This window comes from Paenisporosarcina cavernae (genome assembly GCF_003595195.1).
In the GTDB taxonomy this organism is placed as follows: Bacteria; Bacillota; Bacilli; order Bacillales_A; family Planococcaceae; genus Paenisporosarcina; species Paenisporosarcina cavernae.
The window spans coordinates 705,255-730,472 of the sequence record NZ_CP032418.1; the positions used below are offsets into that span (position 1 = coordinate 705,255).

A 25,218-nucleotide genomic window follows, 5' to 3' on the forward strand; every position below is an offset into this window, starting at 1 on the left:
TCTGATTAACGGTACAATGGAAGAAAGATGTAGGACGTAAAAAGGGGGAAAAGCCAATGACGCTCAGATTGGTCACAGGTCGTGCAGGAGCAGGGAAATCGAGTTTCATTCGCCAAGAAATCGCGGAGCGCTGTCAGGTAGATCCGTTAGGGAAGGCGATTTTCCTGATTGTGCCGGATCAGATGACGTTTACGGCGGAGAAGAGTTTGTCGACTAGCCGCGGGATGCACGGGATTGTGCGCGCGCAAGTGTCGACGTTTAAGCGTTTAGCTTGGCGCATTTTGCAGGAAGTTGGCGGCATTAGTAAGCAGGAAGTGTCGGGGTATGGCTACCGAATGTTGCTTCGAAAGATTTTAGAGGAGAATCGCGAGTCGTTGTCGTTGTTCCGTTTAGCAGCGACGAAACGGGGTTTTACAGAACAGTTGGAGGAATTGCTACGCGAGATGCAGCGGTACTGCGTGGAGACCGATGTGTTTTTGGCAATGAAAGACGATGTGGAGAAGTTGGATGCTCCGGAGTCGCTCAAGCAAAAGCTTCGAGATGTTGCGCTCATTATGACGGAAGTGGAAGATCGTCTTGGGACAACGCATGTTGATAGTCAAGGGTATGTGCGGTTGTTGCAACAGTCGATGCATTTGTCGGATGAGCTACGTGATGCGGAGGTGTATGTCGACGGGTTTGTGTCGATGACGACGCGTGAACGCGAGCTACTAGGTGAGTTGATGAAGTGTGCGAAGCGTGTGACGATCGCGCTTCCAATGGAAGATGTGCAGGCAGATATGTCTGATGAGCAGTCGATTTTTCATACTGCTGCTGTGACGGCAGAGAAATTACGTGCACTCGCTAGGGAAAATGGAATTGCGATCGAAGAAACCATTTCGTTGCAAGGAACCACTCGCTTTCATTCAGAGGATATTCTACATTTAGAACGTGAACTTCATCGGTATCCTGCAGAAGAAAGACAAGCAACCGGTGATGTGTCGATTATCGAAGCGGAAAATCGTCGGGCAGAAGTGCATGCGATTGCGAGGAAAATTCGGGGTCTTGTGCGAGACGAAGGGTATCGGTACCGAGATATTGCGATTTTGACGAGACAGACAGAGATTTACGATGTTCTCCTTCGAAATACGCTTCCGGAGTATGATATTCCGCTTTTTGTGAATGAAAAGCGGCCGATGTTGCATCATCCACTACTTGAATGGGCGAGATCGGTGATGGAAGTGGTGACATCGAATTATGCGTATGAGCCAGTGATGCGCGCATTGAAAACGGATTTATTTATTCCAAAGGGTGCGAATCGTACGGTTTGGCGAGAGCGAATCGATGTACTGGAAAACTTTTTACTAGCGCACGGTATTTATGGGGACCGGTGGGGAGACGACAAGCGCTGGTTTGTGAAGCGGTATCGTGGACTGGAGTTTCATACGTCACTTCAAACCGATGAAGAGCGAGCAATGCAAGCAGATATAGAAGAAGTAAAAGCAACGTTTTATCCTTATATAGAGGCGTTGAAGGAAAAATTAACAGAGGGTGCGACGGGTAAAGACGTGGCAACTGCTTTGTTTGAAATGGCAAGCGACTTACAGCTGTATGAAAAATTAATCGATCGAAAAGACGAAGATGAAGCCAATCATTTGTTAATCGAAGCAGGAGATCACGAACAAGCATGGAATGCCTGGATCACGGTACTCGATCAGTTTGTGTTGTTATTTGGCGAGGAGAAAAAGCCGCTAGAGGAATTCGTCGCGCTATTAGAAGAAGGGTTTGATCAACTCGAATTTTCCCGTATTCCACCATCTGTAGACCAAGTGTCGGTCGGGACGGTTGATTTGTCGCGCCTTTCGAATGTAAAGGCAGCGTTTGTTATTGGTGTTAACGACGGAGTCTTTCCAAAACGTGTGGAACAAGATGGGTTACTGTCGGATGCAGACAGGGAGTGGTTATCGCAATTAGGTGTGGAACTTGCACCTACTTCTAAAATGCGGTTAATGGACGAACAGTACGTGATGTACCGAGCGGTATCTACTGCATCTCACCGATTGTATTTCTCGTATCCGTTAGCGGATGAAGAAGGAAAGGCGTTGTTACCTTCGACATATATTAAGCGAATGCAACAGCTGTTACATGGACTCCCGTTCGAAACGGCGGTTATTCAACCTGCTGAATTATCTACGAATGCGTTGAATTATTTTGAACATGCGAGAACTTCTATTGCCTATATCGCAAGTAGAATGCGAGAAGAAACGTGGCAAGAGGACTCAAACGGAGAATGGGCAGCACTTGCTTCTTATTTAGAAGCGGATCCGTTATGGCGGGATACGTTAGCGTTTGTGACGAAACCGCTACGGGAGGATCGACAAGCAGAAAAGTTGCCCGAAGAAACGACGACCGCACTTTACGGGGAAACGATTTCATCGAGTGTGTCTCGTGTGGAAAAGTATTTCAATTGTGCGTTTGCCCATTTTGCGGCGTACGGTCTGCGTTTAAGCGAACGCGAAGAGTACCGATTAGAAGCACCTGCAATCGGTGATTTATTCCACGAAGCATTAAAATGGATTGGCAATGAAACGAAGCGGCTCAATCGTTCATGGGCGTCGCTTTCAACTGAAGAAGCTTGGGAATTAGCGAGGCAAGCAGTTGACGCGATTTCTCCTTATTTTGTGCATCAAATTTTACTGAGCACGAAACGTCATTTGTATATCCAACGGAAGCTTGTGCAAATTTTGCAGCGAACAATGCGGACATTAAAAGAACATGCGAAAGTATCGAATTTTCAACCGGTGGCAATTGAAGCTGGGTTTGGATTTGGCGAGCAGTTGCCTCCACTTGAATTACAGTTGCAACACGGTAAAAAAATTCGACTTCGTGGTCGTATTGACCGAATTGATGCGCACAAAATAGGCGATAAAACGTATTTACGCATTGTCGATTACAAATCGAGTGCAAAGAAATTAGATATAGCAGATGTGTACTACGGACTAAGCCTACAAATGCTGACGTATTTAGACGTCGCAACAAGTCATGCTAAAGAGTTATTGTCCGTTGAAGCAGATCCTGCAGGCGTGTTGTATGTCCACGTGCATAACCCGATGCTTGCGGTGACGCAAGAAGCCAAAGAAGACGTGGTGGAAGAGGACGTATTGAAGAAGTTTAAAATGCGTGGTTTGTTAATCGATAATGTGGACGTGTTACGCGAAATGGATACGGAACTTGCAGGTCATTCGACGATTATTCCGGCATATGTGAAAACGGATGATACATTGTCGTACCATTCTTCGAGTGTTGTTTCGACGGAAGATATGGAGCATTTACGGACGTTTACGCGGAAAAAACACCAACAAGCCGGTGAAGAAATGCTTGCTGGTAATACTGCGGTGTTGCCAGCTCGCATAAAAAACAAAACAGCGTGCGATTACTGTCAGTTCCGGAGTGTATGTCAGTTTGACCCGACAGATCCGCATCAACATTATCGTTCGTTAGCTCCATTAAAGGACGAGGATGCGACAGCGAAAATTCGAAAGGAGGTCCGAACACGTGATGATTCCAACTAAACCAGTCGATGCGACGTGGACAGATGCACAGTGGAAAGCAATTTACGCAGAAGGAACGGACCTTCTTGTTTCGGCTGCCGCAGGTTCTGGGAAAACGGCTGTACTTATTCAACGACTGATTGAAAAAATGCTTCGATCGAATAACCCGGTCGATGTAGACGAACTACTCGTCGTGACATTTACGAATGCTTCAGCGGCAGAAATGCGACACCGGTTAGCGGAAGCGCTTGAAAAAGCGATTGCGGCGAATCCGACGTCGAGTCATTTGCGTAGACAATTGCAGCTATTAAATAAAGCACATATTTCCACGCTCCATTCTTTTTGTTTATCCGTTGTGAAAACGTATGCGTATGTGCTCGATATTGATCCCGGCTTTCGCTTGGCCAATGAAACAGAAGCTGCGCTTTTAAAAGATGAAGTACTTGCGACAGTGTTAGAAGAAGCGTATGGCTCTTCAAATCCAGATGCAGTGTACCGACTAGTAGACGCTTTTTCATCAGATCGTGACGATCAATTAGTCGAAACACTGATCGCAAAGCTTTACGAAGCGTCACGCGTGACCCCGGATCCAAAGGGTTATATCGCTTCCATACCTGAAGCATACGAAGTTGATCCGATGATGACAATTGACGATTTGCCTTACGTGGTAGAAGTAAAATCGGCAATCGGAAGAAGTATCGAAGAGTGTCTGGCGATGACACACGATGCATTACAACTGGCCTTAAGCCCAGAAGGACCGGCTGCGTATGAAGAAACACTTCAAAACGACACGGCACTTCTTCAAGCTGCACACGAAATCGTGACAACGGCACCCTGGGAAGATGCCCATACGTTCATGGAAACAGCCGCTTTTGCAAAATTAAAATCGGTGAAAAAAGGATCGTGTGACGACGAGATAAAAAAACAAGCACAAGACATTCGAAATGCCGTGAAAAAGAAATTTACCGGAATGATGGAAGCGTATTACGCAAGACGTCCAGCCCGTTTGTTAGATGAAATTCGCTCGATGTATCCACTGATGGTGACACTCGCGGCGTTAACGGACGCATTCGGCAACACGTATGAAGCGAAAAAACGCGAAAAAGGATTACTCGATTTTTCTGATTTAGAACATTTGGCGTTAGCGATTTTGTCAAAAGAAGAAAATGGGATCCTCGAGCCTTCTGATATTGCGATGACGTACCGGAAACAGTTTCACGAAGTGTTAGTCGATGAGTACCAAGATACGAATATTTTGCAAGAAAGTATTTTACAGCTCATTAAAAGCGGAAACGAAGAAAATGGAAACCTCTTTATGGTAGGAGATGTCAAGCAGTCCATTTACCGGTTCCGCTTAGCAGAACCCATGCTCTTTTTAACGAAGTACCGCACGTTTACAGAAGAACCTATGACGTCGGGGACGAAAATCGACTTAAATGCGAATTTTAGAAGTCGAGCAGAAGTCTTGCAAGGAACGAACTTCATTTTCAGCCAAATCATGAGTCAACAAGTAGGGGAAATCGACTATGATGATGCAGCCGCACTGAAACCCGCTGCGCCGTATTCCGAAAAAGACGAGCCCGTGGAAGTGGTCGTGCTGCATACGGAAGAGGAAGAAGCGGATGAGGATGCGCCGGTTGAAGTAGTGCAAGAAGAAGAGTTAAAAAAAGCACAAGTTGAAGCGCGATATATGATTCGAAAAATTCAAGAATGGATGGATAGTGGTGCTGTCGTAACAGATGCGTGGAGCGGAAAAACGCGCCTTCTTGAGTATCGCGATATTGTGATTTTATCACGATCGATGACGAGTTCTGCTGACTTCGCAGAAGAGTTTAAACAAGCGGGGATACCGTTATATGCGGAGTTATCCAAAGGGTATTTTGACGCGATTGAAGTGATGATTGTGTTAAATGTGCTTCGGGTGATTGATAATCCGTATCAAGATATTCCGCTTGCATCTGTATTGCGGTCGCCATTTGTCGGGTTAACGGAATCGGAGTTGTCGCTCATTCGGTTAAGTGATCCGAAGGCAAGTTTTTACGAGGCGTTAACAGCATTTATTGCATCTGAAAAATCAGGTATTCGATTAGAAACAGCGGAAAAGTTGCAACGTTTTTTACTCCATTTTTCCAAATGGCGTGATATGGCACGTAGAGGTTCGCTGGCAGATTTAATTCATGTGATTTATGAAGACACGTTTTACTATGATATGGTCGGTGCGATGCCAAATGGCAAACAGCGACAAGCCAATCTCCGTGCGCTCCATGACCGCGCTTTATCGTATGAAAAAACATCGTTTCGTGGATTGTTTCGCTTCCTGCGATTTGTGGATCGGATGCGAAAACGAGGGGACGATTTAGGTGCCGCTCGTGCTATTAGCGAGAAGGAAAATGTCGTTCGGTTAATGACAATTCATGCATCCAAAGGTCTCGAGTTTCCGTATGTATTTGTCGCAGGTCTTGGCAAACAGTTTAATCAAATGGACTTTAACGGTTCGTATTTGTTTGACCAGCATTTTGGACTGGCGGTTAAAGCAATTGACCCCGATCAGCGAATCACGTATACGTCGCTTCCATATTTAGCGATGAAAGAGAAAAAGCAAATGGAATTAAAAGCAGAAGAAATGCGAGTTCTCTATGTAGCAATGACACGCGCAAAAGAGAAGTTAGTGCTTCTTGGAACTGTAGGGAAACTGGATAAAACGTTGTCCAACTGGGAACAAGCAAGTCAAACGGCAGAAGACATGTTGCCTAGTTATATTCGTGCTCGGGCAAAAGGATTTTTTGATTGGATTGGACCTGCCGTATCACGGCACATGGACTTTGCGAAATGGCGAGGAGGTTCGGTTGATCATCGTGTCATGCATCCGTCTAAATGGTCGTTTGAAACTGTTGCAGCTAGTGATTTTCAAGGAGATTATGTGGACGTTACCCGCAAGGTCGAAACCCCTCTGCCATCAAACGGAAACGACGCGTCAGCAGAAATTGCACGAAAACTATCGTATCGTTACGATTTTGATAGTTCAACAACTAAGCGTTCGAAACAATCCGTCAGTGAATTAAAACGGTTATCTCAGCTTCAAAAAGAAGAAGAACCTGAATTTTTCCGAGCTGCTCAAGTTAAAGATGCGATGGAAGTCGTCGTGCCAAGGCCGAGCTTCTTACAAGAATCGGCTCGCTCGTTATCTTCAGCAGAACGCGGTACCGCGATGCATAGTGTGATGCAACACTTGCCGTTATCACTACCAGCAGAAGCGGGAGAACTTCGTACGTTTATTGACCATCTCGTCTCACGCGCGATTTTAACACGTGCGGAAGCAGATGCTGTGTCCATCGAGCAATTACAAGTATTTTTACAGTCTGATTTAGCAGATACGATGCGAAACGCAAAACGCGTTTTACGCGAAATTCCGTTTACGCATGCACTTGATGCAGGAGACGAGGACACACAAATCCTTCAAGGGATTATCGATGCAGTCGTGGAAACAAACGATGGGAAATGGTTGTTAATTGATTATAAGACGGACCGAGTAGGCGGGGTCTTTATGACCGACGCTTCTATTTCCCGGGAAATGAATGTCCGGTATGGGATGCAGTTGAAGTTATATGCAAAAGCTTGGGAAGAAATCACCGGCATTTCATTCGCAGAAACCATTCTTTACTTGTTTGACACAGGCAAAACGTTACAACTGAAGGAGTAGACTTACTATGCAACCAGTGTCACGCGAAGAGCGTATTCACTCGCTCGATATGATGAGAGGATTTTCGTTACTTGGGATTTTCCTTGTAAATATGCTCGTTTTTCACTCGCCATTTTTATACATTAATCCGTATTCGTGGTACCAAACACCAGAAGACATTGCGGCTTTTTCGTTTATTGATCAGTGGGTACAAGGAAGTGTGTATCCGCTGTTCTCGATGATTTTCGGTTACGGGATTGCCATTCAATATGAACGTGCCACTGCGAGAGGCGACGTGTTTTGGAGATTTGGCGTACGCCGAATGCTTGTGTTACTTGGCTTTGGACTCATCCATGCGTTCCTCATTTGGAACGGAGATATTTTACTGACGTACGCGCTTGCAGGATTCCTAGTTCTTGGATTGCTACGACTAAGCTGGCGGTTTTTACTCGGTATAGCGCTTGCACTTTACGCACTTCCAAACGTGGGACTAGCAGCACTCCTTTATCTAGGAGAACAAATGGGAGGCGTCGATCCGTCTCAATACGCAGCAGTGCAAGAACTCCAGGATTCGATTTCTGCATATGGACTCGGATCGTTTGCTGATATTTTCTCGCAACGAATTGATGACTGGATCTACACGAATGGATGGGGCTTGTTTCACTTAATCCCAACGATCATTTTGCCGTATGTGTTGCTAGGTGTTGTCGCAAGAAAGACGCAATTATTGGAACGTTTTTCGGAAAGAAAAGCAATTTGGATCACGCTAATTTTTGTTGGACTCGCTGCCGGAACGTTTATAAAATTTCTTCCTTATACGTTAGGCGATTCCATTTTTACGGTATATATTCAAGATATTTTTGGTGGTCCACTTCAAGCAGTCGCCTATGCAGGAATCATCGCGTTTCTTACAAGCATTCGTGTATTCCAGAAGGTCTTTCATTCCGTCGCACTAGCAGGCAGAATGTCCCTTACGATTTACATCATGCAGTCGCTGATTGCCACGACACTTTTTTATTCATATGGCTTCGGATTGTACGGAAAAGTAGACGTCCTTGCAGGAACGATGATCGCCATTGGAATTTTCATTTTACAGCTCATCTTTGCGCAATTATGGTTTAGCAAATTCATGTACGGGCCGCTTGAAAAAGTATGGCGAAAACTCTCCTATCAGACGTTCATGTAATATTCACAGACATTTCGATAAACTGTGGTACGATAAAAATGACACATTAAACTAATAGAGGTGACTATAATGGACTTTTTAGCAAGCACACACCTACATATCACAACGTGGGTAATCGGACTTATCCTGTTCTTCGTCGCAGTTGTTTTAACAAACGGCTCCAAAGGACAAAAAATCACGCAAATGATTTTACGAGTAGACTACATTTTGATCATTTTGACTGGCCTTGCGTTATTTATGAAAGGCATGGACTACAACATGGGCATGCTATACGGTTTTAAATTTTTAGGCGGAATCTTAATCATCGGTATGATGGAAATGATTTTAGCACGCATGAAAAAACAAAAAGCAACGACTGTTTTCTGGATCTTACTATTTGTTATTTTATTCGTCACCATGTTCCTAGGATTCAAACTGCCAATGGGACTTCACTTCCTCGCGTAACGAAAGGGGAGAACTCGCTTGATAGGTATTTTCTTTGTCATCTTAATCGCACTTTTGCTCATACTTTTCGCACTTAGCGCAACCCGCGACGCGACAGATCACACAGAAATACTGACAGAGAAACAAGTGCAGGACGCCAAGCGCTACCTGCAACATAAGGATGAACTATAATGAAAAAAACTACGCTCCTCGCTTGTACGTTGCTCGCAGTTATCGTTCTTCAAACACCAGCTGCCGCAAACGAACTTAACGAGAATCTATCGACAGAAAGTGTCTATGACCTACTTGTCGACCGCTTTAACGATGCAAACCCGCAAAATAATGTGGACGTGAACACACAAGACCCATCGAAATTCTTTGGTGGTGACTTTCAAGGTGTCACGGACAAGTTAAGCTACATTCAAGACATGGGCTTTACCGCAGTCTCCATCGGACCGGTTTTTGAAACAGACACATACAATGGCAGCAACATCACGAACTACGGAGAGCTAGAGCCACGCTTTGGAACAGACGAACAGTTCGAGCAACTGCTTGACGCAGCCCATACGAAAAACATGGCGATCATCGTCGACTTACCACTTGCTGGTGTCACAACCGAAAATCTCGACAACGTCATTAGCGCCTACTCGGCGTTTTTAGCGAAATATGACATAGACGGTGTGCGTGTTACGTTGGCGAATGAAGAGCAGAAACCGCTAAGGGAAGAAGTTGTCGCGGCGATCCAACAGTCGTCACGGGTGTCAATTTTCCCTGTTTCGGACACTGTCTCGACTTGGCAAGATGCTTTCCGCACCGTAGATCTCCCACTGGCTCAGTGGGCAAAGGTTGCGACTAATCCGGAAGCTGTGCAAGCCATCGATACACTGACAAGTGAACGTTTTACCGCGCAGTCTGCAGAAGAAAACATGTTTCCTCCAACTCGAATTAAAGTCGCGTTAGGAGCCATGATGGCACTGCCTGGTATTCCGACGATGACATACGGAACAGAAATTGCGATGAATGGGAAAACAGAAGCTGAATCGCATCAGTATATGAACTTTAAAACAGAAGAAGAAATTATCGACTATTTAACAAAAATTCAAAAACTACGTGGACAGTCAGAAGCCCTTCAAACCGGAAACATCGACATCTTACATGAAGAAGATGGATTCGTTGTATTGAAGCGTTGGAACGACGAAGAAACGTGGATTGTTGTCATTAATAATTCTTCGGAAACGAAGAAATATACGGTGTCTTCGGAAGATATAGGAGAGAAAAAAGAGCTTCGTGGAATGTTCGAGAGTGACATTATCCGTTCACAAGACAATGGAAAATACCCTGTTGTGTTAGACCGCGAATTAGTCGAATTCTTTTACGTGGAAGATCGACGCGGTTTAAACACGGGCTACCTCGTAGCACTCGCTGGCGTATACGTACTCTTTATGGTCTTCATCTATCTAGTTTGGAAAAAAGGCAAAAACCGCACAAAGGAATCTCGGTAACCTAGTATAGGTTATCGGGATTTTTTTGTTTGTAGTGTGTCGATATTGTTGGATCGGTTTGCGCTGATAACACGAGCGTGAACGCCAATAAAATGAAATCTACACTGATAGAAGCTCGTGCCGCGCTGATAGAAAGGGGTCTCGCGCCGATAGAACAGTGTTTTTCGCTTATAGAGCATCCAATGTATTAACAATCTCTGAAATATAGTACTTCCATTTGACCGTTTTGCGTCCGCAAAACGCACCTTACAGTTTGCGCCCATAGAACGAGCGAAATCGCCCAAAGAATGTGCGAAATTGCCCATAGAATGAAATTTTCACCCATAGAACGTACGAAATCAACCATAGAATGAAATTTTCACCCATAGAACAGGGTTCGGAGCCCATAGAATGCAAGTTTTAGCTTATAGAGCATCCAACGTATTAACAATCTCTGAAACATAATAACTTCCATTTGACCGTTATACGTCCGCAAAACGCCCCTTTAACTACTAAAGGAAGTTTTTCGGCGCGTCGAAAATCATCGCCTTAAAATCCCATAAAAAAAATGACCTTCCCGAAGGAAAGTCATTCCTATAAATTATGCTTTGTACCCAATCATGTTCACTGGATCTTTAGGTGAAGAATAAGGCGGGGAATATGCTAGTTCCAATTCTTCTAGGTCATCGACGGTTAGCCCGGCGTAGATTGCAGTGGAAAGAACATCGATTCGTTTGTCAGCACCCTTTTCCCCAATCACTTGGGCACCGATGATTTTGTGCGTTTTTTCGTGATAGTGGACGACGAGTAATAAGTCGCCGTGTGGATAGTAGCCAGCATTTGATTTGCTTGTTTGTTTAATCGTTTTAAATGGAATGTTCGCTTGTTCAGCATTTTCTTTACTTAGTCCTGTCATGGCAATCGTGATATCGAATAATTTACTGATGGCAGTTCCTAGGAAACCTTTGAATGGAATTGCTTCTCCGCACAGGTGTTTGGCGACTATGTAGGCTTGTCGATGAGCAGGCCATGCGAGAGCAAGTTGTTTCGGTAAATGAGTGATGAAGTCAATATTTTCAATGACGTCTCCTACTGCATAAATGTCCGGGTCATTTGTTTGAAGAAAACCGTTCGTTTGAATGCCGCCTGTTGGTCCTATGTGAATTCCGGCTTCTTTAGCGAGTGAGTTGTTCGCGGTGATCCCAATATTAATGAGTAAGAAATCGGCATTGAGTTTTTTGCCAGAAGTTAATGTGATGCTTTTCTCGTCAATGTGCGCAATCTCTTCTTCTAAATAAAATTGCACGCCATTTTTAGTGAGTTCTTTTTCCACTAGGTTCGATGCTTCTGGGTCTAGTATGTGAAACATACGGTCGTTTCGTTCAATCATCGTCACTTGGACGCCACGTTCTGTTAAGTTTTCGGCCATTTCCATTCCAGTAAACCCACCGCCTAGTAATACGGCATTTTTCGGCTGGTTTTCGGTAATAAATGAGTCGATAGCATCCATTTCGTCGAGCGTTCGTAAAGTGAAGTGTGGAATACGGTCAAGTCCTTTTAGTTTGGGGATTTTAGCGATTCCACCAGTGGAGAGGATTAACACATCATAAGACTCTTCTGTTTCATTACCAGTTATACCATCTATTACGCGTACGATTTTTTGGTCACGATGAATGGAAAGCACTTCATGCTGCAGACGGACGTCGATACTTTTTTCTGTTTTAAATTTTTCAGGTGTGGTCGCAATTAAATGCGACCGTTTTTTTACCGTTCCACCTAAATAGTAAGGCATTCCACACGCTGCATATGACATGACGTCTTGTTTATCGAATACGATAATTTCAGCTGTTTCATCTAACCGACGAATTTGGGAGGCAGCAGTTGCTCCGCCTGCCACTGCACCAACGATCACGATTTTCTTCATGCTAAATTTCCTCCAGTATTCCGTTTTTTCTTCTCTAAAAAAATATACCCCAGATTCGCGTTCGATAAGCGAACGGAAAATGGGGTAGTAGTTTAACTCAACTTATTTTGGAAAAAGACGGCTAGTGTACTTGGGCCAGTATGTGCACCGACTGCGGAGCCAATCATTTCAATTTCAATATTATTTGGATGGAACGTTTCTTCGATTAACTCTTTTAATTCATTCGCCGCTTGAAGGTCATCTCCGTGGCAAATGCCAATGGTTTGTTCGTTCAGACGTTCTCCGCGTTCTTCCATAATATCGAGTACGCGCTTCATCGCTTTTTTACGGCCACGAAGCTTTTCAATCGGAACGAGTTTTCCGTCTTCCATGTGGATGATGGGTTTGATGTTTAATAAACCACCAACAAACGCGCTCGATTTGGAAATACGTCCACCGCGAGCCATATAATCCAAGTCTTCTACGATAACGATAGATTCTAGATGCGCTAACTTTTCACGTAAAATTTCTTCCATTCTTACAGAAGATTCGCCGGCATTACGAAGTTTTACAGCTTCTTTTACGAGCATTCCGTATCCGAGCGAAGCAGCTCTTGAATCGACGATCGTCAACTTTAATTCCGGATAGTCTTCTTTTAATTGCTCTCGAATCATCACCGCGGTATTATGCGTACCAGAAAGTTCGGATGAAAAAGCTAAGTAAAAGCCTTCTTCTCCAGATTTTGCAAGCTCTTCGAACAACTGAAAAAATTGTTCAGGAGAAGCTTGAGATGTTTTCGGCTGGACACCTCGACGAATTGCCTCAAACACTTCTTTTGAATCAATCGTTTCCACGTCCATATATTCTTTGTCTTCTAAATGAACACGTAGAGGAACGAGCGTTACGTTGTTTGTTTCGTAAAACGATTTCGGTAAATCGCACGCGCTATCTGCAAATAATCTCATGTATTTCGCCCCTAACCAATTAACTAACTATTCCAATTTTAACCGTTCGATAAGGAAGTCTGCAATACCATCTTCATTATTCGAAGAAGTTACTTCATTTGCAATCGACTTCAACGGCGCTATTGCATTACCCATGGCTACACCGATTCCTGCATAATCAAGCATTTCTAAATCGTTATCTTCGTCACCAAAAGCAATAATGCGTTCTTTCGGAATATTTAACTCATGATGAACATGTCCAATTCCTACGGCTTTATTCAACCCGGAGCGAACGATTTCAATCACATGCCACGGAGCACCCCAACGGCGATGATCAATGACTTCCGCGTGAACATCTTCTAAATGTTGACGAATAGAAGGTACTTCCATTTCATCTGCGTGAATGAGAAGGGATGTGGGATCGTGTTTTAAATATGTTCGGATATCTCCCGTTGTCACGTTTGGATTGCCGAAACTAAAAATATCGAGTAATTTTTCATCGTGATAATGAAGGTATACATCATCCTTCACCTCGGCAATAATGTTAAAGAATTTATAGTCATGTACAGCATCAATTACTTCATTGACAACGTTCAAATCAATTGGTTCATGTTTGATAGCCCAATTTCGGTTCGAAGGGTTGTGCACAAATGCCCCGTTAAAATTCACGATTGGGGTCGATAATCCTAGTTGTTGGTAATAAATTTCACTCGCTCGGAATGGTCGTCCCGTCGCGATCATCACTTCATGTCCCGCTTGTTTCGCTTGTTGAAGTGTGCGTAATGTCTTTTCTGATATAACTTTTTCATCTGTTAATAACGTTCCGTCTAAGTCGAGTACAATTAAATGTGGTTGCATTGTCGTAACTCCTTTCATACCTATACTAAGTGTAGCTTTCCCTATTTCGTTCGTCAAAAGTTTGTGCCAATTTTGAATTTGAGTGAAAGCTTTGCTAGGATATTAATAGTAGAAAAAAAGGAAGTGTCAGGATGTTAGTTGAAAGCTTGCATTGGAATGGAATCCCGATTTTACATATTGTGAACAGTGAAGAGGATTACCCGAAACGTCCAACCGTACTCTTTTTACATGGTTTTACAAGTGCGAAGGAACATAACTTACATTACGCGTACAATTTGGCGAATAAAGGATTTCGTGTTTTATTGCCAGATGCGCACTTACACGGAGAGCGTAGCGAAAACTTAGATGAAGTGCAGCTCTCGTTACGATTTTGGGAAATCGTGTTAACTACGTTAGAAGAAATCCCTGCCATTCGCACGAAATTGATGGAGCAAGGGTTAGCTGATGAGTCCACTCCGTTTGGGCTAGCTGGCACTTCAATGGGTGGAATCGAAACACTTGGCGCTCTTACCGCGTACCCATGGATTGATGCAGCGGCTGTTATGATGGGTTCCCCAGGATATGTCGAGCTTGCGAAAGCACAAATTGCACAATTTGAAAATCGAGGATTTAAATTACCGATTACCGACGTGGAACGAAAAGGTATATTTACCGCACTAGAGCGCTTTGATTTAACGAAACAAAGTGAGAAATTAGCGAATCGACCAGTCTTTTTCTGGCACGGTGAGCAAGATACCGTTGTACCGTTTGCGCCGACCCACCATTTCTTCCAAGCAATGAAAGAGCGTTATCCAGAGGAATCGAAATGGCAATTTATGCGAGACCGGATGGCTGGACACGCTGTCTCTCGTGCTGGGATGCTTGCTTCGGTCGATTTTCTTGCAGAACATTTGTCCGAGTAGCGAAAGCTTGGTACACTGAGGGGAGAAGACTTGGAAAGGGGTAGTAAAATGGAACAAGAAATGCGCGATAGCATGATGGGAGCTCTGGAAAATGTCATTGACCCTGAGCTTGGCATCGATATTGTCAACCTAGGCCTTGTCTATGATGTTGAACTTTCAGAAGATGGCTTCGCATTAGTAACGATGACCTTAACGTCGCTTGGATGCCCAATGGGTCCTATGATTGTAGATCAAGTGAAAACAGCGTTGTATGAGTTACCAGAAGTGAAAGAAGTAGAAGTCAACATTGTGTGGACTCCTGCATGGTCAAAAGATAATATGTCCCGATATGCGAAAATGGCACTCGGCGTCAGATAAACAACAATGTCCCACTAGAATCCATTATTTCTAGTGGGATTTTTTTTAATCAAGATTCAGGAGGATATATCGCGTGTACATACCGAAACAATTTCGAGTAGAAGATATGGAAGAAGTGAAACGATTTTTACAAGAGCACGCTTTTGCGACAATCGTTAGTTCGACTTCTGGCCGACCAGTTGCAACGCACCTCCCATTACAAGTAGCCGAGAAGAACGGGAAACTAACACTTACCGGTCATTTTGCTTATGGCAATAAACAATGGAAAGCTTGGTCAGAAGAAGAAGAGGTTCTTGTGATTTTTCAAGGACCGCATGCGTACGTTTCAAGCTCTTGGTATGACCATGTGAATGTGCCGACTTGGAATTATGAAGCGGTTCATATTTATGGTATTGCCCATTTTTTATCGCTTGATGAACTGAAAAACGATTTAGCAGCACTTTTAGAAAAGTATGAGCATGGAAGGGAGTCTGCAGTCGTTTGGAATACACTTCCGGAAGAATTATTGGAACGAGAGTTAAAGGGTATTAAAGGTTTTCGCATTGACGTAACGAAAGTAGAAGCTGCATATAAATTAAGTCAAAATCGGCATCCAAGTGACTATGAAGCAATTCAACAGCATCTTCTACGGGAAGATTCAGAACAAAAATCATCAAGTCGCTAAGGAAATGAAACGAATACGACCAACAAAACGTATAGAATAAACACCATGAATTCACCTAGATGTGACTTTTATGGTGTTTATTTTTAGGGAATAAAAGGTAGAAACATGCGAACTGATATGGTCAAAGAAGGTCAGGCATTTTTCTTTACCATCGACTAATTCCGATGTATACTTTATTTAAAGGTCAAATAAGGTCAAACATTTCACTGCCTATTCTAATTATGAGGTGATTGTATGCAAAATCAGTATCAACAACAACAGCCAGAACAAAAGCCGCTCGAGCTATATGGAAGAAATTTAGTGGAAGCAGCGCGTTCTGGAAAAATGGATCCCGTAATTGGTCGAGATCAAGAAATCCGACATGTCATTCGTATTTTATCGCGTAAAACGAAAAACAATCCTGTCCTGATTGGAGAACCTGGAGTAGGGAAAACGGCAATCGTGGAAGGACTCGCCATGCGCATTGTGCGCAAAGATGTGCCGGAAGGATTAAAAGAAAAAGAAATTTATGAATTAGATATGAGTGCGTTAATTGCAGGAGCAAAGTATCGCGGAGAATTTGAAGAGCGTTTAAAAGCGGTCTTAAAACAAGTGAAAGAAGCAGAAGGCAACATCATTTTATTTATCGATGAAATTCATACGATTGTTGGAGCAGGGAAAACAGAAGGTGCAATGGACGCTGGTAATATGTTAAAACCGATGCTTGCTCGCGGAGAACTTCATTTAATCGGGGCAACAACTCTCGATGAATACCGTATGTATATTGAAAAAGATGCGGCACTCGAACGACGTTTCCAACAAGTACTTGTGCGTGAACCGTCTGTCGAAGATACCGTTTCCATCTTACGTGGATTGAAAGAACGATTTGAGCTCCACCATGCGGTTCGAATTCATGACCGTGCAATCGTGGCAGCAGCGCAGTTGTCCGATCGATATTTAACAGAACGGTTCTTGCCGGATAAAGCCATTGACTTAGTCGATGAGGCGTGTGCAATGATTCGGACAGAAATCGACTCAATGCCTCAAGAACTCGACGAAGTAACAAGACGCATGATGCAATTAGAAATTGAAGAACAAGCGTTGATGAAAGAAAAAGATGAAGCAAGTCAAAAACGTTTAGCAACTCTTCGAGACGAACTCGAAAAGTTAAAGAAAACGACCGATGATATGCGTAGTCAGTGGCAAACAGAAAAAGCATCGATTCAAGCGCTTCAGAAAAAGCGCGAAACGTTAGATATTCTGCGCCGTGAATTAGAAGAAGCGGAAAGTAACTATGATTTGAACAAAGCAGCGGAACTTCGTCATGGTTCGATTCCTTCCTTGGAAAAGGAACTAGCCCAATTAGAAGCGGAACTTGAAGCCACTGGCGAAACACGAATTTTACGAGAAGACGTGACGGCAGAAGAAATTGCATCTATCGTTGCTCGCTGGACTGGTATTCCTGTCACAAAATTAATGGAAGGCGAGCGGGAAAAATTACTTCGTCTACATGAAACTTTACAAGAGCGAGTAGTGGGGCAAGACCAAGCGGTTCAATATGTGTCGGAAGCAGTTTGGCGCGCACGTGCAGGAATTAAAGATCCGCAAAAACCAATTGGTTCGTTTTTGTTCTTAGGACCAACAGGAGTAGGAAAAACCGAACTTGCAAAAGCGCTGGCAGCGAATTTGTTCGATTCGGAAGATCACTTCATTCGAATTGATATGTCCGAGTACATGGAAAAGCATAGTGTGTCTCGTTTAGTCGGTGCACCTCCAGGATATATCGGGTATGAAGAAGGCGGCCAATTAACCGAAGCGGTTCGACGAAATCCATATTCCGTTATTTTACTAGATGAGATCGAAAAGGCGCATCCGGATGTCGCGAACATTTTGTTACAAGTCCTGGATGATGGACGGATTACGGATAGCCAAGGGCGCTTAGTCAATTTTACGAACTCGGTCATTATTTTAACGAGCAATATCGGTTCGCAATATTTGCTAGAGGAATCGGAAAATGCAGAAGACCTTGTGATGGCTGCACTTCGCCAACACTTCAAACCAGAACTTTTAAATCGAATGGACGAAATTGTTTATTTCCATTCGTTAAAAGGGAACCACTTCCGCGCCATTACGGAAAAAATCCTGCGTGAACTTGGAAATCGATTACATGAACAAGAGATTAGCCTTTCGTTTACTGATGACTTAATTTCTTGGGTTGTAGAAGAAGGAACGGATGCTGCTTATGGAGCTCGACCACTTCGTCGATTCGTTCAACGTCATGTAGAAACAGCCGTTGCAAGGGAAGTACTTGCAGGGCACTTTCCACCAGGAACCAACGTACAGGTTGGTTACGAAAACGGAGAAATTACGTTTACAAATGTATAAAACAAAAAGAAGACATCGAAAGCGGTGTCTTCTTTTTTGTTGCGGAAAGGTTCATTTTCGTGAGCGAATGCGTTCTTTAAAGGAGAAACAGAGAAGGGGTATACCATATACGTCATAAAACTAGTGACAAAAGTAGAGGAGACTGGACGTGTTCCGCAAAAGTATAGACGTCTATAAAAGCAGCCGTCAATTTCTTTACCTCCATCTACAATACCTTATTAATCAAAAAAAAAACCCCGTCTTTCTCACTAGGAGCAGGACGGGGATTTCTTATTAGTGATGATCGTGTGCTACTGGTTCGTTCGGGATTAGTGCTTGAATGATAATAAATAGTACGTAGAAAATAACGGCAATAATTGCGCCAGTAGTAAAGTCGAAACCTACTCCAGCAACAGAACTTACTACATAATTAAGCATTGTGACTAATGCAAAAAGCCATACAAAAGTTAGAATATATTTCATTTCATTCACCTCAACGTAGATTCAATACTTCCATTATCTTATCATAGAGCGTTTGTGTCGAACAGTGTTAATACGAATTTTACGCGTATTTTTGGCGAAAGCGTGTCGACGACTTGAAATTCGGTCGTCAAAAAATTATAATTAGAACCAGGTACTAATATTTGATAATAAAGAAATGAGGTTATGCGATTGCCAGCTGGAATTCTTTCTCTAGGACGCTATATACCCGATACAATTGTGACGAATAAAGATTTGGAAAATAGAATGGATACGTCGGATGAATGGATCCGAACTCGAACTGGTATTGAAGAGCGTCGTTATGCAAGTGATGAGATAGATACATCTGATATGGCGTACAGTGCTGCGAAAGAGGCAATGGAACGTGCTGGAGTTAAACCCGAAGAAATTGGGTTAATTTTAGTGGCGACCGTAACGCCAGATAAACCTTTCCCAACCGTCTCCTGTATGATTCAAGATCGCTTAGGGGCAAAAAATGCGGCAGCAATGGATATTTCTGCAGCTTGTTCCGGCTTTATGTACGGCGTTATTACCGCTAAACAATTTGTGGAATCTGGTGCGTATAAGTATGTGCTAGTGGTTGGAGTCGAAAAGCTAACGAAGATTACAAACTTTGAGGACCGAAATACTGCCGTTCTTTTCGGAGACGGTGCAGGAGCTGCGGTCGTTGGGAATGTTTCGGAAGGAAAAGGTATATTATCATTTGAATTAGGTGCAGATGGATCTGGTGGAAATGAATTATACCAAGACGGACCGTACTTATACATGAATGGGCGAGAAGTCTTTAAATTTGCAGTACGACAAATGGGCGAGTCAGCAGAAGCTGTCATTGCGGAAGCTGGACTGACAAAAGAGGAAATCGATTTTCTCGTTCCACATCAAGCAAACATTCGCATCATGGAATCATCTAGACAACGGCTGAATTTGCCAGTAGAAAAAATGTCCAAAACGATTCAACGATACGGGAATACCTCTGCCGCTTCTATCCCAATCTCTTTGTATGAAGATATTGAAGAAGGTCGCGTAAAAGACGGCGACACAATCGTGCTTGTCGGTTTTGGTGGCGGTCTTACGTGGGGCGCAATTTGCATGGTTTGGGGTAACTAAATACGAAGCAATGAAAGGAGACGCAACATATGACGAAACGTCGAGTAGTAATTACAGGAGTTGGCGCTATTACACCGTTAGGAAATGACGTGCCATCTACTTGGTCTAATATTAAAGCAGGTAAATCAGGAGTGGGTCCGTTAACTCGTTTAGATACCGATTTATTCGCCGCAAAAATTGCAGCCGAAGTAAAAGATTTCAATATCGAGGAGTATATTGAACGAAAAGAAGCGAGAAAAATGGATCGCTTTACGCATTATGCACTTGCTGCATCAATTGAAGCTGTTAAAGACTCAGGACTGGAGATCACGCCAGAAGTTGGTCTACGCACAGGTGTCTGGATTGGCTCTGGTATTGGTGGAATGGAAACGTACGAAAACCAGTTTAAAGTATTCCAAGAAAAAGGGGCTCGTCGAGTTAGTCCTTTCTTCGTTCCAATGATTATTGCAGACATGGCTTCTGGCCAAGTGTCGATTCATTTCGGGGCGAAAGCAATGAATAACTGTTCGGTTACTGCATGTGCTTCTGGCACGAATTCCATCGGAGATGCATTTAAAGTCATTCAACGCGGTGATGCCGATGTGATGATTTCTGGTGGGGCAGAAGCACCGATAACGAACATGTCCGTTGCAGGGTTTATTTCCAATACAGCACTTTCGTTAAATCCTGAGGCACAAAAAGCATCACGTCCATTTGATGCGAACCGTGACGGATTTGTTATTGGAGAGGGTTCAGGTATTGTCGTGCTGGAGGAATATGAGCACGCTGTAGGTCGTGGTGCAAAAATTTACGCAGAAATCGTGGGTTACGGTTCGACAGGAGATGCACATCATATTACAGCTCCAGCACCGGAAGGGGAAGGAGCTGCACGTGCGATGGCGCAAGCTCTTTCGGATGGAGGCGTTTCTCCAGAGCAAGTAGCTTACATTAATGCGCACGGTACAAGTACACCGTACAATGATTTATTCGAAACACAAGCAGTGAAATCTGTTTTCGGTGAGCATGCCTATACACTAGCGATGAGTTCGACAAAATCGATGACGGGACATTTGTTAGGAGCAGCTGGTGGTATTGAAGCAATCTTTACCGCCTTAGCGATAAAAGAAGGCATCATGCCTCCAACGATCAATTTAGAAAATCCCGATCCAGAATGTGACTTAGATTATGTAGCAAATGAAGCTCGAGAAGCTTCGATTGACTACGCAATGAGCAATTCACTTGGCTTCGGTGGACATAACGCGTCCATTGTCTTGAAAAAAGTAGACGCATAATGATGAAACCCTTTTCTTGTTGCTGTACATGTACAGAACGAGGAGAGGGTTTTATTTTTTAAAAAATCGCGAGGGATTGCACATGAAAAAGACATCCCGCAATAACGGAATGCCTTCTGCCTATTCATATTGTTGTCCCTTTCGTACATAAGGTAGAGAGGGGGAATGTAAGATGAGAAAATTGCTATTTGTCCTTAGCTATCTCATAACAGTCATGACGGCAACTCATCTTATTTTGTATTTAAACTTTATGGCGCTCGGATATTCTCTTAAAAGTGTTTTTATCTACATGACAACGACACTCGATTTTAAAGTCTTTTGTGTCGCGGTTTGCGTGTTGCATCTTACTATTTTCTTCCGAGTCCCATCGCGCGTTCCATTTTTTGTAACGTCTCGCTAGCAATGACTTGTGCTTTTTTTGCACCTTCATCTAGAATGCGATCAAGCTCTTCTGAATGAAGTAATTCTTCGTATCGTTGGTGAATCGGTGCCAGATGATCAATAATCGCATTAGCAACGGATTGCTTGAAATCACCGTACCCATTTCCTTCGTATTTTTTTACTAAGTCAGGGATCGACACATCCGTTAAAGCTGACTCAATAATTAACAAATTCGATACGCCAGGTTTATTTACTTCGTCAAACGCTACAACGCCTTCCGAATCCGTGACAGCACTTTTAATCTTTTTCTCGATTTCTTTTGGTGTATCAAGTAACGAAATCGTCGATTTTTTATTCGGATCCGATTTGCTCATTTTTTTCGTCGGATCTTGTAATGCTTTAATACGCGCACCGTTTTTCGGAAGACTGATCTCTGGGATGGTTAAGATGTCTCCATAACGTTTGTTAAATCGTTCCGCTAAATCACGAGTCAATTCGACATGTTGTTTTTGGTCGTCTCCTACAGGCACTATATCGGTGTTATACAGTAAAATATCCGCAGCCATTAACGGTGGATACGTAAGAAGGGAGGCAGAAACTCCTTCTTTACCAGAGGATTTGTCTTTAAATTGTGTCATGCGCTCTAATTCCCCAATGTATGAAAGACATTGCATGATCCATCCCGCTTGTGCGTGTGCAGATACTTCTGATTGGATAAATAAAATTGCTTTATCTGGGTCAATACCAACTGCTAAGTACAGTGCAGCGAGTGAACGGATGCTTTGTTGTAAAGCTGCTGGGTCTTGCGGAACCGTTATCGCATGCTGATCGACGACACAAAAAATGCACTCGTGATCATCTTGAAGCTTCGTGAATTGACGGAAGGCACCGATATAATTTCCTAGGGTGACAATTCCTGTCGGTTGGACACCTGAAAAAATGCGTTTCATGTTGATTTCCTCCTTGTTTTTGGCAATAAAAAAACACATCTTCTCCCGAAAAAGGGACGAATGATGTGTAATCCGCGGTACCACCCAAATTGCTTGTAACAAGCCACTTGTTTTTCGTAACGTGAAAAAACGTATTTTACTAGTAAGTAGTACTGTTCATAAAATAAGCTCAAAAGGCCATTCCATTTGTCGATTGATCTGTTCGCACCATCCACAGACTCTCTAAACAACCGGTCAAATGTACTATTCTCTATCATTGCTTTTCGATATGCTGTTAGGTGACATTATAATATAGAAGAAAGTCGAAAATCAAGTAGGATTTTTCTATAAATAATACACGACTAAAGCGACCACCATTGTCAGTAAAATGGTACCACCAATTTGGAAAAATGGAACAGCGGAGAAATCGATTACCTGTGATGGAAGACGCATATTTAGCATATCCTCTTCCTGGTGTCGTCGCGTGAAGACGTCTCGAATACTTTTTGTAAAAATATCAAAAAATCCTCCAGCCACTACATAAACAAAAATTCCTAAAAGAAAAACAATCCCTCCAACAACAAATGAAACATTGATGTAAGAAAGTAACGAGAAATTTTTATAGTAAAGTAACATAGATATGGCAATTATTACTTCTAAAATTCCAAAAAATACAAGCTTGCGTGTCAATTCGTTCACCACCAGTCCATCTTATGTTAATAAAATTAACTGAAAAAATCAAAAAATCTTTTAAAAAAGGAAATGTTCACAATTAACGAAAAACACCGAAATATCAAGCATTCTGTCATGTTGTTGTAATATTCATGTTACAGGAATGTAAAAAAAATTCAAAAAAAGGGTGTACAGATTTTTCAGAATATGTATAATAAACCTTGTACCAATTTTTCAGAAAATTTAGGGAGGTCATTTCTAGTGAAGAAGAACAAGTTATTTTGGCTACTTAGCCTAATGTTAGTACTTTCTGTGTTCTTAGCTGCTTGTGGCGATGGTGAAGACCAAAACAACGACGGCGAAAAAGAGCCAGGCGAAGTAACTACAGATGATGGCAATGGCGAAGGCGATGGCGAAGAAGCGCTTGACGCAGAACAAGTTTTAAACTTAATCGAAGGTGCTGAGATTCCATCAGTTGACTCTGCTGTTGCAGAAGACCAAGTTGGTTTCGTAGTATTAAATAACACTCAAGAAGGTTTATTCCGTTTAAACCAAGAGAACGTAGCGATCCCAGCAATTGCTGCAGGTGAGCCTGAAATCTCTGAAGATGGTTTAACGTATACTTTCAAAATTCGTGAGGATGCGAAATGGTCAAATGGCGATGCTGTTACAGCAAAAGATTTCGAATTTGCTTGGAAACGCGCTATCGACCCAGCAACTGGATCTCCTTACGGTCCTTACATGATGTCTGGCGTACTTAAAAACGCTGAAAAAATCGCTGCTGGCGAAATGGACAAAGCTGAGTTAGGTGTTAAAGCTGAAGACGATACTACTTTAGTAGTTAACCTTGAGCGTCCAGTACCTTACTTCTTATCTTTAATGTCTTTCGGTACTTTCTACCCTCAAAATGAGGCGTTCGTAACTGAACAAGGCGAAAACTATGCAACTAACTCTGACACTGTGATTTCAAACGGTCCTTTCTTACTTACTGAGTGGGATGGAACTGGATTATCATGGGTTTACAAAAAGAACGACTCTTACTGGGATGCTGAATCAGTTAAGTTAACTCAAATTAACTGGGACGTAGTAAAAGAAAACTCTACAGCAGTTAACCTTTATACTACTGGTGAAAAAGATCGTACTGGTCTTTCTGGTGAGTATGCAATGCAATATGCTAACGATCCTGACTTAATTAAAATTCCGGATACATCTGTATTCTACTTAAAATTCAACCAAGAACGTAATGGTAAACCAAATGCTTTAGCAAACGTAAACATCCGTGAAGCAGTAGCTAAATCATTCAACAAACAAGATTTAACTGACGTAGTATTAGCAAACGGTTCTGTACCTGCTAACTACCTAGTACCAGTTGACTTTGCATTCGATGCAGACGCAGTAGATTTCCGTGAAGTAAACGGAGATATGGCTGAGTTCAATGCTGAAGAAGCAAAAGCAGCATGGGAAAAAGGTCTAGCTGAGCTAGGCGTAGAAGAAGTTACACTTGAGTTATTAGGTGGAGACTCTGACTTATCTAAAAAAATGGATGAGTACATGAAATCTCAAATGGAAACAAATCTTCCAGGTTTAACAGTTACATTGAAAGAAGTACCATTCAACGTTCGTTTAGAACTTGATGATGCTCAAGATTACGATATCCAGTTCGCTGGTTGGGGTCCTGACTACCAAGATCCTATGACTTTCGTAGACTTATTCGTAACTGGTTCACCACAAAACAACATGGGCTATTCTTCTGAAGAGTTCGATGGTCTAATCGAAAAAGCTAAAGGTGAATTAGCAATGGATCCTGAAGCTCGTTGGCAAGCAATGGCTGACGCTGAAAAATTATTGGTAGCTGAAGATTACGCTATCGCTCCTGTATACCAACGCGCTGGTGTAGGTCTATCAAAACCTTACGTAAAAGGTATTGTTAAACATCCATTCGGTGGAGATTACTCATACAAATGGGCTTATATCTCTGGTAAAGGTGAATAATTTAAAGCTTTAGCTTAACAAAATCTCATATTATAGAGAGTATATGGTGTACTTTGGTACCCTATACTCTCTTTTTAACTGAGACTGAATACTCT

At 42.8% G+C, this 25,218-nt stretch carries 18 protein-coding genes and 1 other annotated feature; of the genes, 12 read left to right on the plus strand and 6 right to left on the minus strand.

Annotated features, from left to right (window positions below):
• Positions 1–56: 56 nt before the first annotated feature.
• From addB to D3873_RS03590, 5 genes are all read left to right on the plus strand, one after another.
• The gene (addB, locus tag D3873_RS03570; RefSeq protein ID WP_119882736.1) at positions 57–3,551 is read left to right on the plus strand and encodes a helicase-exonuclease AddAB subunit AddB; all 3,495 of its coding nucleotides are present in this window, start codon (positions 57–59) and stop codon (positions 3,549–3,551) included.
• Positions 3,538–7,230 (plus strand): helicase-exonuclease AddAB subunit AddA, encoded by a 3,693-nt coding sequence (gene addA, locus D3873_RS03575; RefSeq protein WP_119884468.1) that lies wholly within the window; start codon positions 3,538–3,540, stop codon positions 7,228–7,230. Before addB ends, addA begins: the two co-directional genes overlap by 14 nt.
• Positions 7,231–7,237: 7 nt before the next feature.
• Positions 7,238–8,395, plus strand: coding sequence for a DUF418 domain-containing protein (locus D3873_RS03580; RefSeq protein WP_119882737.1), 1,158 nt, complete (start codon positions 7,238–7,240; stop codon positions 8,393–8,395).
• A gap of 69 nt (positions 8,396–8,464) precedes the next feature.
• Positions 8,465–8,839 carry a YisL family protein gene (locus D3873_RS03585; protein ID WP_119882738.1) on the plus strand — a complete coding sequence of 125 codons (375 nt, stop codon included), beginning with the start codon at positions 8,465–8,467 and terminating at the stop codon, positions 8,837–8,839.
• 170 nt (positions 8,840–9,009) lie between these two features.
• Positions 9,010–10,320 carry an alpha-amylase family glycosyl hydrolase gene (locus D3873_RS03590; protein WP_119882739.1) on the plus strand — a complete coding sequence of 437 codons (1,311 nt, stop codon included), beginning with the start codon at positions 9,010–9,012 and terminating at the stop codon, positions 10,318–10,320.
• Positions 10,321–10,900: 580 nt separating this feature from the next.
• On the opposite strand, the gene D3873_RS03595 is transcribed toward D3873_RS03590, so the two are convergent.
• The 3 genes from D3873_RS03595 to D3873_RS03605 all read right to left on the minus strand — a co-directional run bounded on the left by D3873_RS03595 (position 10,901) and on the right by D3873_RS03605 (position 14,004).
• Positions 10,901–12,223: a CoA-disulfide reductase gene (locus D3873_RS03595; RefSeq protein ID WP_119882740.1), complete on the minus strand. Its 1,323-nt coding sequence runs from the start codon at positions 12,221–12,223 to the stop codon at positions 10,901–10,903.
• A gap of 92 nt (positions 12,224–12,315) precedes the next feature.
• Positions 12,316–13,167 carry a DegV family protein gene (locus D3873_RS03600; protein ID WP_119882741.1) on the minus strand — a complete coding sequence of 284 codons (852 nt, stop codon included), beginning with the start codon at positions 13,165–13,167 and terminating at the stop codon, positions 12,316–12,318.
• Between the two features lie 27 nt (positions 13,168–13,194).
• A complete protein-coding gene (locus D3873_RS03605; RefSeq protein WP_119882742.1) occupies positions 13,195–14,004 on the minus strand; it encodes a Cof-type HAD-IIB family hydrolase in 810 nt (269 codons plus the stop codon).
• Positions 14,005–14,135: 131 nt separating this feature from the next.
• Here D3873_RS03605 and D3873_RS03610 point away from each other — a divergent pair, with 131 nt between their 5' ends.
• The 4 genes from D3873_RS03610 to D3873_RS03625 all read left to right on the plus strand — a co-directional run bounded on the left by D3873_RS03610 (position 14,136) and on the right by D3873_RS03625 (position 18,291).
• Positions 14,136–14,906, plus strand: a complete 771-nt coding sequence (locus D3873_RS03610) for an alpha/beta fold hydrolase (RefSeq protein WP_119882743.1) — start codon at positions 14,136–14,138, stop codon at positions 14,904–14,906.
• 48 nt (positions 14,907–14,954) lie between these two features.
• Entirely contained in the window at positions 14,955–15,263 is a 309-nt protein-coding gene (locus D3873_RS03615; protein ID WP_119882744.1) for a metal-sulfur cluster assembly factor, read from the plus strand.
• Between the two features lie 73 nt (positions 15,264–15,336).
• Positions 15,337–15,927, plus strand: a complete 591-nt coding sequence (locus D3873_RS03620; protein WP_119882745.1) for an FMN-binding negative transcriptional regulator — start codon at positions 15,337–15,339, stop codon at positions 15,925–15,927.
• A gap of 234 nt (positions 15,928–16,161) precedes the next feature.
• Positions 16,162–18,291: an ATP-dependent Clp protease ATP-binding subunit gene (locus D3873_RS03625; RefSeq protein ID WP_119882746.1), complete on the plus strand. Its 2,130-nt coding sequence runs from the start codon at positions 16,162–16,164 to the stop codon at positions 18,289–18,291.
• Positions 18,292–18,564: 273 nt separating this feature from the next.
• Here D3873_RS03625 and D3873_RS03630 read toward each other — a convergent pair whose 3' ends face one another.
• Positions 18,565–18,753, minus strand: a complete 189-nt coding sequence (locus tag D3873_RS03630; RefSeq protein ID WP_119882747.1) for a YjzD family protein — start codon at positions 18,751–18,753, stop codon at positions 18,565–18,567.
• Positions 18,754–18,942: 189 nt separating this feature from the next.
• Here D3873_RS03630 and D3873_RS03635 point away from each other — a divergent pair, with 189 nt between their 5' ends.
• Entirely contained in the window at positions 18,943–19,878 is a 936-nt protein-coding gene (locus D3873_RS03635; protein WP_119882748.1) for a beta-ketoacyl-ACP synthase III, read from the plus strand.
• A 29-nt stretch (positions 19,879–19,907) separates the two neighbouring features.
• A complete protein-coding gene (gene fabF, locus D3873_RS03640; RefSeq protein WP_119882749.1) occupies positions 19,908–21,149 on the plus strand; it encodes a beta-ketoacyl-ACP synthase II in 1,242 nt (413 codons plus the stop codon).
• A gap of 347 nt (positions 21,150–21,496) precedes the next feature.
• Here fabF and trpS read toward each other — a convergent pair whose 3' ends face one another.
• Together trpS and D3873_RS03650 are read right to left on the minus strand one after the other, a co-directional pair.
• The gene (gene trpS, locus D3873_RS03645; RefSeq protein ID WP_119882750.1) at positions 21,497–22,480 is read right to left on the minus strand and encodes a tryptophan--tRNA ligase; all 984 of its coding nucleotides are present in this window, start codon (positions 22,478–22,480) and stop codon (positions 21,497–21,499) included.
• A gap of 49 nt (positions 22,481–22,529) precedes the next feature.
• Positions 22,530–22,746, minus strand: a binding site (T-box leader).
• Between the two features lie 58 nt (positions 22,747–22,804).
• Positions 22,805–23,149 (minus strand): DUF3899 domain-containing protein, encoded by a 345-nt coding sequence (locus tag D3873_RS03650; protein ID WP_119882751.1) that lies wholly within the window; start codon positions 23,147–23,149, stop codon positions 22,805–22,807.
• Between the two features lie 243 nt (positions 23,150–23,392).
• On the opposite strand from D3873_RS03650, the gene D3873_RS03655 reads away from it, so the two are divergent.
• Entirely contained in the window at positions 23,393–25,123 is a 1,731-nt protein-coding gene (locus D3873_RS03655; protein ID WP_119882752.1) for a peptide ABC transporter substrate-binding protein, read from the plus strand.
• Positions 25,124–25,218: the final 95 nt, after the last annotated feature.